The 11,701-nt window shown below is 37.9% G+C and carries 12 protein-coding genes; 2 read left to right on the top strand and 10 right to left on the bottom strand.

What is annotated here, in order from left to right; genetic code table 11:
- Window positions 1-38: 38 nt before the first annotated feature.
- Window positions 39-938: a PhzF family phenazine biosynthesis protein gene (locus tag B3D98_RS08455; protein WP_281216396.1), complete on the top strand. Its 900-nt coding sequence runs from the start codon at window positions 39-41 to the stop codon at window positions 936-938.
- A 102-nt stretch (window positions 939-1,040) separates the two neighbouring features.
- On the opposite strand, the gene B3D98_RS08450 is transcribed toward B3D98_RS08455, so the two are convergent.
- Window positions 1,041-1,925 carry a LysR family transcriptional regulator gene (locus B3D98_RS08450; protein ID WP_288582357.1) on the bottom strand — a complete coding sequence of 295 codons (885 nt, stop codon included), beginning with the start codon at window positions 1,923-1,925 and terminating at the stop codon, window positions 1,041-1,043.
- A 104-nt stretch (window positions 1,926-2,029) separates the two neighbouring features.
- Here B3D98_RS08450 and B3D98_RS08445 point away from each other — a divergent pair, with 104 nt between their 5' ends.
- Complete coding sequence (locus B3D98_RS08445; RefSeq protein ID WP_269898423.1) at window positions 2,030-2,797, top strand: sulfite exporter TauE/SafE family protein; 768 nt, start codon at window positions 2,030-2,032, stop codon at window positions 2,795-2,797.
- Between the two features lie 126 nt (window positions 2,798-2,923).
- Here B3D98_RS08445 and B3D98_RS08440 read toward each other — a convergent pair whose 3' ends face one another.
- The 9 genes from B3D98_RS08440 to B3D98_RS08400 form a co-directional block, all read right to left on the bottom strand.
- Window positions 2,924-3,676, bottom strand: coding sequence for an SDR family NAD(P)-dependent oxidoreductase (locus B3D98_RS08440; protein WP_288582354.1), 753 nt, complete (start codon window positions 3,674-3,676; stop codon window positions 2,924-2,926).
- Between the two features lie 72 nt (window positions 3,677-3,748).
- Window positions 3,749-4,045: a hypothetical protein gene (locus tag B3D98_RS08435; protein ID WP_048393027.1), complete on the bottom strand. Its 297-nt coding sequence runs from the start codon at window positions 4,043-4,045 to the stop codon at window positions 3,749-3,751.
- 58 nt (window positions 4,046-4,103) lie between these two features.
- Window positions 4,104-4,619 (bottom strand): hypothetical protein, encoded by a 516-nt coding sequence (locus B3D98_RS08430; protein WP_288582351.1) that lies wholly within the window; start codon window positions 4,617-4,619, stop codon window positions 4,104-4,106.
- Window positions 4,620-4,897: 278 nt separating this feature from the next.
- Window positions 4,898-6,154, bottom strand: coding sequence for a DUF4179 domain-containing protein (locus tag B3D98_RS08425; RefSeq protein ID WP_288582349.1), 1,257 nt, complete (start codon window positions 6,152-6,154; stop codon window positions 4,898-4,900).
- Window positions 6,151-6,651 carry a sigma-70 family RNA polymerase sigma factor gene (locus tag B3D98_RS08420; protein WP_115673645.1) on the bottom strand — a complete coding sequence of 167 codons (501 nt, stop codon included), beginning with the start codon at window positions 6,649-6,651 and terminating at the stop codon, window positions 6,151-6,153. The genes B3D98_RS08425 and B3D98_RS08420 overlap by 4 nt, the downstream gene beginning before the upstream one ends.
- Before the next feature lie 163 nt (window positions 6,652-6,814).
- The gene (locus B3D98_RS08415) at window positions 6,815-7,177 is read right to left on the bottom strand and encodes a hypothetical protein (protein ID WP_288582346.1); all 363 of its coding nucleotides are present in this window, start codon (window positions 7,175-7,177) and stop codon (window positions 6,815-6,817) included.
- Window positions 7,178-7,217: 40 nt separating this feature from the next.
- Window positions 7,218-8,657 carry a PLP-dependent aminotransferase family protein gene (locus B3D98_RS08410; protein ID WP_066036688.1) on the bottom strand — a complete coding sequence of 480 codons (1,440 nt, stop codon included), beginning with the start codon at window positions 8,655-8,657 and terminating at the stop codon, window positions 7,218-7,220.
- Between the two features lie 133 nt (window positions 8,658-8,790).
- Window positions 8,791-10,092 (bottom strand): glutamate-1-semialdehyde 2,1-aminomutase, encoded by a 1,302-nt coding sequence (gene hemL, locus B3D98_RS08405; protein ID WP_376748062.1) that lies wholly within the window; start codon window positions 10,090-10,092, stop codon window positions 8,791-8,793.
- Between the two features lie 14 nt (window positions 10,093-10,106).
- Entirely contained in the window at window positions 10,107-11,333 is a 1,227-nt protein-coding gene (locus tag B3D98_RS08400; protein WP_081011023.1) for a benzoate/H(+) symporter BenE family transporter, read from the bottom strand.
- Window positions 11,334-11,701 lie beyond the last annotated feature (368 nt).

Here is an 11,701-nt window from a genome sequence, read left to right as displayed (position 1 = left end):
CATACTACAATAATCTTAGAATGAAGGAGGAGATAGCAATGAAAAAAGTGGTAGAGTTTTTTTATGTTGATGCATTCACCACAGAAACGTTTGGAGGAAATCCAGCTGGCGTCATACCTCATGCAGAAAATTTAACAGATGAGGAAATGCTAAACATAGCCAATGAATTAAACCTTTCGGAAACGGCCTTTCTTTTACCATCAACAAATGACAATGCAGATTATCAAATAAAATATTTTACTCCTACAAAAGAAGTTGACTTTTGCGGTCACGCTACGTTAGGTACAGCATGGTTAATGGCTAATAAGTACAATTGGATTGATAAGGACGAGAAAATAATCTTTGAATCAAACATTGGACTAATTCCTGTAAAATGGATTACGGAAAACAATCACTTAAAGAGCGTGTCCATGACTCAAGTACGTCCCCATGTAAAAAGTATAGACATTAGCCCTGAAGTCGTTGCGGACCTTGTGGGTTTAGAGGAAACGGACATTGATGATCGATACCCGATAAAAATAGCGAACACAGGTGTCCCACATCTTATGGTTCCCGTTAAAACACGTCAAGCAATTGATCAAGCAGAACCTAAATTAAATGAGCTTAAAAAGATGAACAATCATTTTAACATATCAACCACTCACCTCTTTACCTTTGACACCAATGGGGAATTTGATATTTATACAAGAGATTTTTGCCCAAATATAGGGATTGATGAAGATCCAGTTACAGGGGCAGCAAACGGTGCATTAGGTGGTTATTTATATCTAGAAAATATACTAGCTCCACAAGAAAAACATCAATTAGTAATTGGGCAAGGACATACGATTAATAGACCTGGGACTCTTTATGTCACGATCACTCCTGATGGGGAGAATGCTGTTATTGAAGTAGCAGGAGCAGCAGTTGTTTCAATAGAAGGAAAAATACTTTTATAATACTATTTTTCTGAATTTTCTGTGTTAATCATCATCATAATTAAACTTCTCTAAATTCTTCACTTAAATTTAGAGAAGTCTTATTTATGGCAAATAAAGTGGTTAGTTTAATGCATTTAAATGCGTTTTTAAGTATTGCAAAAATGGTTGCTCCATGAGATCGGTTTTTCGAGAACAAATAAATAAACTTTGCTGAATAGCTGCCTGCTCAACATACACTTGAGCAAGTTTCCCGTTTGCTATACTTTCAGCCACACTATAGGACGGAGCTAAAGTCATGCCGTACCCCGCTTCCACTACTTTTATGGATTCGTGTAAGCCCTGCATCTGAAGCCCTAATTTAGGTAATGGCGCATTAAATGTGTAAAAAATGGACTCCAATAAATCGAGTGTCGAGCTACCACGTTCCCGATAAATAAAGTCCTCGTTCGATAATTCATAGATGGAGACAGTTTGATTTGCTAGAGGATGTGAAGGATGGACTATAAACCAAAACGGGATATCCAATACCTTTTCAAATTGTAAATCTTCATGACCAAATTTACTTTGAACGACAAAGCCAAAATCTACTTCATAATTCAGAACTTGCTCCTCCACAGATTGAACATTGCCTAACGATACAAAAAATTCAATTTGAGGATGCGCAAGCTTGTATTTAGCTATGATAGGCGGAAGTATATAATTAATAGGGATGTAAGAGGACGCAATATGTATTTTGTCTTCCTTTGCTAAAAACTTACCAAGCTTCTCATCGATTTGTGCTTCTAAGTAAAATAAACGCATGCCTTGCTCGTATAAAAACTTCCCCTCTGGCGTTAATTGAATTCCACGCCCTTTACCTTCAATCAATTTTGCCCCTATTTCATTCTCTAATTTTCGAATTTGTATGGTAACAGCAGGTTGACTTAGTAGCATACTATTCGCTGCTGCAGTAATTCCCCCAAGCTTGGCTACATTCGTAAAGATCCTCAATGCATGTAAATTCATTCCATCCCAACCTTTCTATCCATAAATAATATTTATGAATAAGCAATAATTATATATTTGTTTTATGTATAGTTTATCAGTAATTTAAGTATAGAGGTGATTGAATGGAAATTTTACTACATGAATGGTTAACAGTAAAAGGAGTTATTTTATTTACAATTGGTTTACTCGCAGCCATAATAGGCGTTCTTTTTGGTGCAGCAGGCTTTATTTTGATGCCTTCATTGTTGCTCGTCGGCATTCCAATTCATACAACCGTTGCTGTTAATAAATTTGCGACAGGCTTATCAGCCCTATCAAATGTTGTTTCATTTGTCATAAAAGGACATTTATCTGTAAAAAAATATTTTTCTTTCATGTTTGTTGCTAGTATAGGTGGAGTATTTGGGGCATTATTCGCAATCCTCTTATCGGAACAAATCATGAATGTCGTCGCTTGTATAAGCTTAATTTTTGCATTTCTGATTGTCCTTTGCAGTAATAAATGGATTGTCAAAGATGTAAAAGAAACAGAGGAACAACCCTTGAACAAGCTTATTCCATTTGCAATTTCCATATATGACGGTGGTTTTGGACCAGGCTCAGCTCTAATGAATATAACCTATTTCTTGAAAAAACAATACCATTATTTAAAAGCAGTCGAGTTAACAAGAATGCTCTCGTTATCAAGCTGTACAGGTGCTTTTCTCTTTTATTACTTTACTGGCATTGTTAATTGGGGAATTGCTATCCCTGTTTCACTTGGCTCTATTGCTGGCTCTTTCTTTGGTTTAAAGATCGTTCCGTATATCCAAACAAAATGGATTCAAATTATTTTACCAATCATTTTTTTGTTCTTAATTGTTCAAGTAGTGTCGGATTTAATAAAATAAGCGAAACAAGTCCTACCTTTTTTGCCCCCAAATTTAAGGACATCTAAGGTGGAGCTTGTTTAGAATCCGAAATTTACGACTGTTAGTATAATAGACGAAAGCAATAATAATTTGCCTATTTTTTATTTATCTACCGCCACTCACATGTATAATTTCTCCAAGGATGTAATTTGAGGCATCAGAAGAAAGGAAGGCAATTACTTCTGCTATCTCTTTAGGCGCTGCAGCTCGTTTAATTGGTACAGCGGAAGCCATTCGTTCAAGCCGATTGTCGCTAGGAGCAAATTTATCGTGAAAGGGTGTCTCTACCATTCCAGGCGCTACCCCGTTCACGATAATTCCATATTCAATTAATTCTCTGGACATACCAATCGTCATTGTATTGATAGCTCCCTTAGCAGATGCGTAATGAATACTTTCCCCTGCCCCACCAATACGTGCAGCTGCAGAAGAGACATTAATAATTTTTCCACATTTCTTCGGAATCATATGTCTTAATACAGCTTGAGAGCATAAGAGCACACTATTGACATTTAGCCTGAATGTTTCTTCCCATAGCTCTTCACTCATCTCCATAAAAGTACTTTGACGGATGCCGCCTCCAGCGTTATTCACTAAAACATCAATCGTGCCGAATGTAGAAATAGCCTGCTCAATCATTGCGTTCACTTCTTCTTTATTCACAATATTAGCTTGAATAGCAATGGCGTCTCCACCTTGTTCTTGAATTCGTTGGACAGCTTCGTTGGCACCTTCCACATTTGTATGATAATTGATAATTACTTTAGCCCCGTGTTTTGCCACTAGCTCAGCCGTGGCAAATCCAATACCTGAGCTTGCACCTGTGATAAGAATAACCTTTCCTAACAAGTTATGCACAGCGTCCCACCTAACGTTTTTAATAGTAATTCGTTCATAAACAACTCAATGCTCACGCACCACGATAGTTAATTATATGGTTCTACTACTAGTATATTTTTTAATGATCGTAACTAAAATCGCCAGAATAAATACAATCAAACTATTAATGAGTAAGTAATAGGCAATGTTCAATCCATAGAATAACGCAAAGGGATCACGAATAATAATTAGTGCTAATACACTTCCTAGTCCACCAAACACACCTGCCAGTAGTAAAATGATAAAAGCAGCATTATATAGATTTTTCTTTTTTTTGTAGAATACAAACCCAATCACATTTGCAACAACAATTAAAAAGCCTATCAGTATGAAGAAAAAACCTTCCATTCAACTCCCTCTTTTCAAAACGATTTTGTCATGGGATAACTATTTCTTCCCCCTTGAATTAAAGTGGTCCACCCTCAAAACCAATAGGCCAACCATTTTCTTTAAATTTCACTTTATACTGAAACTCAAAGTGACCCTCATAAATAAAATCTAAACTAAAGCCTGAAAAGATATAACTATCAAAGTTAGCCATATTTCCAAAGCTTATTGTGGATAAATAATAACTGTTTATTTCTTGATTAGGAAAAAACTTATGTAAATACGCCAATGCGCGGCTTATATGTAAATGGAGTTCATCGAAAATTCTTTCTGCTAGTTCGATTATTCTCACCTCAGGATTTTCATTATTTCCTTGGATAATAATCTCTACATCCTCCCATTCCCCAATATTCATGCTGTATAACCACTGTTCCTGAATAAGATACTTTTCTTTATTGTATACAGGGGGATTGACTAGCTTTAATTCTTTGATGTCATCTTTAGTCAACGGTTTTGCAAGAATAAGCTTATTCTGCAAAATGTCTTTGATATTAGAGACCGTATATTTTGATTTGTTTAATTCTAAAGAGTCCATTTTCCACCTCCGTTTAAAGTAAGTTTACTTAAATTATACCATCATCGCTCTACAACCATTGTAAGTTCAAAAAGAAAAAAGAGCTAGCTATGTAACTAATTCTAGAAAAGATAACCGCTTCGAATCTAAACATATCGTTACCTCTGTTATAACTAAATCAAGTGCCTCTTTAATCTATCATCTATCAAGTTGTTCAGAAAAGAAGCCCCCAACCCTTGCAGTCAAAATAGCAAAACAGCTATTCAAAAAGGTTCGTCTTTTTGAACAGCTGCTGCATTTTATTGCAATGGAATGTTTACTTCAATATTCTCCCCAATCGGATTAGGGTAATAGTTTAAATATAGCTTAGCTTTTCCATTATATTCTTCAAATTGTGATGTCTCCACTACATACTGCTCGTCTCGAGAAATAGTCAAACTTTTGAATTCTAATGGCGTGCCATTTTCTTTTATGGCGTCAGAGAGCATTAATAATTTGCCTTCATTATTTTTTTTCATCTTAACTGCTACACTTTGCTTCACTATTGAAATGTCCCCCTTAAAATAAGTAGGCTTCGTGAGTATCTCTTTTGTGCCAAAATCAACTTCGATAAAATCCTCACCCTTTGGCACAGCTTGAACGGCGCCAATCATAACCGTCAATGACGCTGGATCATCGAAATAATTACTTTGCAAATAGAGCGTAAATTTGCCATCGCGAATATTCCCGTCTGTTGAAATGTCATTTCTAATACTTTCTCTACGTTCACCGCTTTCTGTCATGATGGCAACATCATCTAGCGCTAATAGTTGCATTGTATTATCTTTGGCTACCTCAATATCGAGTGCCACTTTTAATGGCGAACGACGAATTTGTGTAATCGTAAATTTCTGCCCATTGACATCGATCGTACGATTTGCAGTAAAAATTTTCTCCTTTGCGATCTCGTTTTTCAGTGAAAACGGTAAAGATATTACAATGTTACCTTTCTCTTCATCCTGAAAGTGAAAGACTGCTTTAAAATCCTTGGAAGTATAGGCGATAGGCTTTAAAAAACTATATTTCACAGATGAAGAGATGTATGTTTGATTGCTAGCATTCATGGTAAACGTACAGCCGCATTCAATCTCCTCAGCTCCTTGAAACAATTGAACTTTCTCTAAGTTTAATTTTGAAATATCAAATGAGGCATCAGCGTCATAGAACAGGACAAATCCTAAATTGTCGGCAATCACGCCCTGCAATGTAAGTGCTAGACCTTTTCTAGATTGCGTCACATTGATTTCTTCATAGTATTCATGGTCTACAATATCTTTTATTCCTTTATCTATTGCAATCGCTGTTACAATTGCTTGAAAGCCGGGTATTTTGGCAACTTGACTAGCAATCGTTGGCGAGACGCGAATTGAAAAGAGAAGGCTTAGGCAAAGCATGGAGATGCATGCAACCGAAACAATGCGCTTCTTTCTTCTTTTTTCTCGTTGAACCTTTCGAAACATGTCCATGCGAACTTGTTGCAGTTTCTCCTTTGGAACGTCAATTAATGGTTTACTCATAGCCAGTCCTCCTTCTCTCTAGCAAAGCTTCTAAGCTTCTTTAAAATGTGATGAAGCTTCGATTTCACAGTACCCTCAGGAATTTGATTGAGCTCAGCAATTTCTTTATTTTTCAATTGCTGGAAATACTTCATATAGACGAGTTGCTGCTCTGACAAAGATAAATGTTCCAATAATCTCTCCATATCTGAGTAGATGACCCATTCAGATAAGTGGTGTTCCTCAATCTGAACAGTCGGCGGACGTTTTCGTAAATGGTCTTTACAGCAATTGATTAAGACGCGCACAAGCCATGTTCTGGCATATTCGTGCTGTTGAACGGTATGCATTTTTTTGAGTGCCTTGTAAACAAGCTCCTGCATCACGTCCATAGCATCTTGCTCATTTTTCATATATGTAAAGGCCATGCGATATAAAATATCCTCATCCATTTCAATCAGTGAAAGTATCGCTTCTTGATCTCCACGTATAGCACGCTGCTCTAATTCAAATTTCATCCTTTTTCGCCTCCTTCTCTCATTAGACTCAACATTGTTGCATTTCGTTCAAAATTTTTGAAACTTTTCAGGGAACTGTCATTCATCTCCCCATTAATAATAAGAAGCGATTGCTCTAATTGAACAATCGCCTCTTCCCCTTACCTGTATGTATTGGTAAAAATTAAACACCATAATGAATCATCAATTTATCTTGTTTTATTGCATCAGCTATTTTTTTGATTAATTCTTCAAGTTCTGCAGATTGGTATTCGACATTGGCTTCACTCACCATATTTAAAAATTGTTTATGAGAGCTTGGTGGTATCAAGGTTATCCCCCAATAGGCGAGACTTTTAAATGGCCTATTTGTGTTGTGTGCAAAAGTTTCGAGGTGATGTATTTTTTTGCCAAAATCCTTAGAAAGCAGTTCATCAAAGAGGTCACCATCTACACCAATGCAATTGTATTTTTCAGGTTCATAAGCAGCATACTCCTTGTCTTTTTCTATACAAGCAATGATTCCAAACTCATGAATGTATGGCATAGTATCGCAACCCCCAATTCCCTTTATGCCCGGCTAATGATTACGTTTCTTGCAAGAGGATCTTTGCAAGACGAAAAATGCCTTCCTCAATGGCTTGCTCATCAATTTTAGCAAAGCCTAGTACCCATCCTTTTCGATTATTTTCTAAGCAATACTTGCTCAGTGGATAAACACGTATCCCATTTTCGAGTGCGAGGTTCGTCATTGCTTCTTCATCAAACGATTCTTCCGCCTCAAGAAGCATATGCAAACCCGTTTCAATGCCACTTAGCTTGAAACGTTCGGCTAGTCCTGTCGCCATGATTGCCTTTGTCATCGCTTCATGTCTACGTCGATAGACATTTCTGGCTCTCCTCATATGACGCATAAAATGACCGTGCTCAATAAAATGAGCAAGCGTTAATTGCTCCATAATGGGAAGATGCCGATAGGTTAATTGTTGTACTTGCGCAAGCTGGCGAATAGCATCTTTGGGGCCGATAACAGCCGATATTCGTATGCCAGGAGCAACCATTTTAGAAAAACTCATCATATATAATGTGTTGTGAGGTTGTTGGCTAAACAAGGTAGGAAGCGGGCCACCTCGATACCTAAACTCACCATCATAATCATCTTCTACAATCCAGAATTGATTTTTCGCGGATTTTTGCAGCAATTGTTGTTTGCGTGGCTCAGACATTATGACACCAACCGCGCATTGGTGAGAAGGTGTAACAAAAATAAGCTTGGTTTGTGGATCAATCTGCTCTACTTGTACGCCATACTCATCCACGGGCACAGCAACAACATTCATACGCCGATATTTCATGGTCATCCAGGCTGCAGGAAAGCCTGGATCTTCAACAGAAACCGTTTCTCCTTCCTTAAGAAGGGCTTGGGCAATGAGATCAATGCTATGCTGGGCGCCAGAGGTTAAGATGATTTGGTCAATCTCTACATGTACACCTCTTTCAAATGTCAGGTAACGTTGAATCTGTTCACGGAGCGGTGTGAAACCGTAGGCATCGCCATAGCCCCAATTGGTCAGATCTGTTTCTGCTGAAGCCTGTAAAAACGATTGTCGCCAAGTTTTTCGGAAATGCTCGTCCAAATACGGCTCATGGGGACAAAAATCGATTGCGACGTTTCCATTTTCTTTGCCTCTAAACCAACTGTTTAATTCATCAACTGCCACGTTTAATAAAGGTAATGTTGGCGTAGATGGTCCTTGAGGAATCACCTCTTCTGCCAAGTTGGTTTTAAATCCCCATTCACTTACTCTTGTTCCTCCACGCCAATTTGTCACAGTATATCCTCGACTAAATAATTCCTCATAAACAATTTGTATGGTTGAGCGTGAAACACCTACTAATAAGGCGAGTTCTCGGGATGGAGGAAGTAACTCCCCTGGTGGCCATTTGCCTGTTGTAATATGATGAATAGCTTGGTCAAGTAACTGTTGCCATATAGGATTTTTATCGTCTCGGTTAACTTGTAACATTCAATTCACTTCCAGTTAGAATAGAGATTGTTAAAATATGCGAAAATTAATCGTTTTGTACCGTCAATAAGTATTATACTATCAAATCGATCATTTTATAGATATAGGATGTTTGTAGTCCACTTTGCATCATCTAATTACACGACATCCTTTTAAAGGCTAGATCCGCAGCATGAATCGTTCTATCAATATCATGTATGGAATGAGCAGTCGAGATAAATATGCTTTCATATTGAGAAGGAGGTAGAAGTATACCCTGTTTAAGCATTTCTTTATAAAAACGGCGAAACATCTCAGCATCTATTTTTTGAGCATCATCAAAATTTTGTAAGGGATGATCGATGAATGCGTAGCCAATCATTGTCCCAGCTTTCGTTGTTTTAAGTGGAATATGATTGTTATGAGCTACTTTTGATAAGCCTTGAATAAGCCGCTCAGCTAACGCTTCGATATACGTATAACTGTTATGATTTAATTTATTGATTGTGGTATACCCTGCTACCATAGCGATTGGATTACCCGATAAGGTTCCAGCCTGATAAATACTACCTTCAGGTGCAATGTGATTCATGATTTCTTTTTTTCCACCATATGCCCCAACAGGCATCCCTCCACCAATGATCTTTCCTAAACATGTTAAGTCTGGTTTTATGTTATAAAGCCCTTGAGCAGAGTGGTAATCTATACGAAAACCAGTCATGACCTCATCGAGTATAAATAGTCCACCATACTTTGTAGTGAAAGAACGTATTGCTTGAAGAAATTCAGGGTTAGCTGGTATTCCCGCCATATTGCCTGCAAACGGTTCTACGATGACTGCTGCTATTTGTGAGCCATATTTATCAAAGATCTTTTTCAGGACTTCGATATTATTATAAGGTATGGAGATTGTATGCTTAGTGATCTCTATAGGTACACCCAGACTATCAGGAAGGCTGAAGGTAGCAATTCCTGAGCCTGCCTTTACTAATAGATGATCACTGTGCCCATGATAGTTTCCATCAAATTTCACAATCATGTCTTTGCCAGTAAAGCCTCTAGCTAGTCTAATGGCGCTCATTGTCGCTTCTGTACCCGAATTAACCATTCGAATCTTCTCTATGGAAGGTATGCGAGTAGCTATTAATGTTGCTAGCTTATTTTCTTGTAAAGTTGGCAATCCAAAACTTGTCCCCCTCTTGATGGCTTCAAGAAGTGCATCTGAAACTTCCTTATCTGCATGTCCATGAATTAATGGCCCCCAAGATAGAACATAATCTATATAGCGATTGCCATCAATATCATATATGTTTGAGCCTTTCCCGTGACTCATAAAAATTGGCTCCATCCCAACTGATTGAAATGCTCTCACTGGGCTATTTACCCCACCAGGCATAAGTTTTTTTGCTATTTCGAAGGCTTCTATTGATTTTGTCGTATCGATGTTAAAAACCACCTTTCGTAGTGATATTATCTTTGTCTAATTTGTTGTCCCTCATTTATACTTTGCTGTTTTCTGAGCAATGGAACATTCATTAATAAATGTGCGCCCAAACCAGCTACAAGCCCCCAAAATGCCCCGCCAACTCCAAGTAAAGTAACATTTGCGGCTGTTGCCAAAAAAGTAATGAGTGCTGTTTCGCGTCCAATAGGATTTGTTAAAGCATTGGCAAGGCTACTACCAATTGTGCCTAGCAACGCTAATCCCGCTAATGTTGCAATGAACGTAGCTGGGAGAATTAAAAACAATGCAGCCAATGTTACCCCAAAAATTCCGACAATTATATAAAAAATGCCACAGACAATACCTGCAATATAACGTTTTCTTGAATCCTCATGAGCGTCCTTCCCTGTACAGATCGCTGCTGTAATTGCTGCTATGTTAAAAGCATGCGATCCAAAGGGTGCTGTCAGGAGTGATCCCAATCCTGTTACAATCAAAATCGGATTGGCACTCGTTTTAAATCCATCATTTCGCAACACTAACATGCCTGGCATGTACTGTCCTGTTAAGGTAATAATAAAAAGCGGCAAAGCGACACCCAATAATGCATGTAGAGAAAATGTTGGCGTAACAAATACAGGAGACGCGAAGGCCAACTCGATATGGCTGAAATCTACCTGCCCCATACTTATTAAATAAATCAAGCCAATGACTAGAATACCGACAATTGCATAGCGAGATGTAAACCTTCTTAATACGATATACGTAGTAAACAGGACGATGACAAGTAAAGGTTCCACTTTCGCACCACCAAAGGCTGAAATACCAAATTGTAATAAAATACCTGCCAGTAGACCTGAAGCAATACCTGGAGGAATAAGTTGGACAAAACGTTCGAACATACCTGATAAACCTAACAAAACAAATGCTATTGCAGAAATAATATAAGCTCCAATGGCTTCAGCATATGGGGTAACAGCTAAAGCCGAAACAAGAAACGCCACGCCTGGTGTTGACCAAGCTGTAATAATGGGTTCACGATATCGGTAACTTAGCCAGATACCCGTTACCCCCACACCAATGGAAATCGACCATATCCATGATGCAGTCATTTCTGGACTTAGACCGGCAACCTTGGCAGCCTGAAACACCAAGATAAAAGTGCCCCCATAGTTAACTAAGACAGATATAAAAGCAGCGATGGTGGGCGACAGGAAATCCCGTACATTCAGTGAAACGTATGTTGAGTTCATACACTTTCCTTCCTTTCTACAAATTATTTTAATCTCTTCTTCATACTAGAAATTCATCACGTATTCTCGTCCTTTAAGGACTGTTCCCTTGTAGAATGTCGTTTTCCTATTGTCATTAGCCTTCTTTATGTAACGTGTCATTCCCTTAAAATTTCAATTTGCTTGATTCCAAGTAACACTTTACTTGCCGCTATTTGATAAAATGTCAATCTCCCTGAACTAAACAGTAGCACTTCCCCTCCTTGCTAATAAATGAACGGTCTTAGCATAACGTAATACGGATTGATAAAAAACATCCAAAACTACGAATTTTAGCAGTCCATAAAATTAGGTACAATAAAATAACCTCTAAGGAGTTTTATAAAAAT

Source organism: Lysinibacillus sp. UBA5994 (assembly GCF_002429725.1).
Classification (GTDB): Bacteria; Bacillota; Bacilli; order Bacillales_A; family Planococcaceae; genus Lysinibacillus; species Lysinibacillus capsici.
This window is presented reverse-complemented; position numbering and strand designations above follow the sequence as displayed.

What these genes read in the sequence shown, in the direction of transcription:
- B3D98_RS08400 (WP_081011023.1), bottom strand. Translation starts at nt 11,333, where the DNA reads ATGAACTCAACATACGTTTCACTGAATGTACGGGATTTCCTGTCGCCC.
- B3D98_RS08450 (WP_288582357.1), bottom strand. Translation starts at nt 1,925, where the DNA reads ATGAATTTACATGCATTGAGGATCTTTACGAATGTAGCCAAGCTTGGG.
- B3D98_RS08435 (WP_048393027.1), bottom strand. Translation starts at nt 4,045, where the DNA reads ATGGAAGGTTTTTTCTTCATACTGATAGGCTTTTTAATTGTTGTTGCA.
- B3D98_RS08455 (WP_281216396.1), top strand. Translation starts at nt 39, where the DNA reads ATGAAAAAAGTGGTAGAGTTTTTTTATGTTGATGCATTCACCACAGAA.
- B3D98_RS08415 (WP_288582346.1), bottom strand. Translation starts at nt 7,177, where the DNA reads ATGCCATACATTCATGAGTTTGGAATCATTGCTTGTATAGAAAAAGAC.
- B3D98_RS08430 (WP_288582351.1), bottom strand. Translation starts at nt 4,619, where the DNA reads ATGGACTCTTTAGAATTAAACAAATCAAAATATACGGTCTCTAATATC.
- B3D98_RS08425 (WP_288582349.1), bottom strand. Translation starts at nt 6,154, where the DNA reads ATGAGTAAACCATTAATTGACGTTCCAAAGGAGAAACTGCAACAAGTT.
- B3D98_RS08445 (WP_269898423.1), top strand. Translation starts at nt 2,030, where the DNA reads ATGGAAATTTTACTACATGAATGGTTAACAGTAAAAGGAGTTATTTTA.
- B3D98_RS08420 (WP_115673645.1), bottom strand. Translation starts at nt 6,651, where the DNA reads ATGAAATTTGAATTAGAGCAGCGTGCTATACGTGGAGATCAAGAAGCG.
- B3D98_RS08410 (WP_066036688.1), bottom strand. Translation starts at nt 8,657, where the DNA reads ATGTTACAAGTTAACCGAGACGATAAAAATCCTATATGGCAACAGTTA.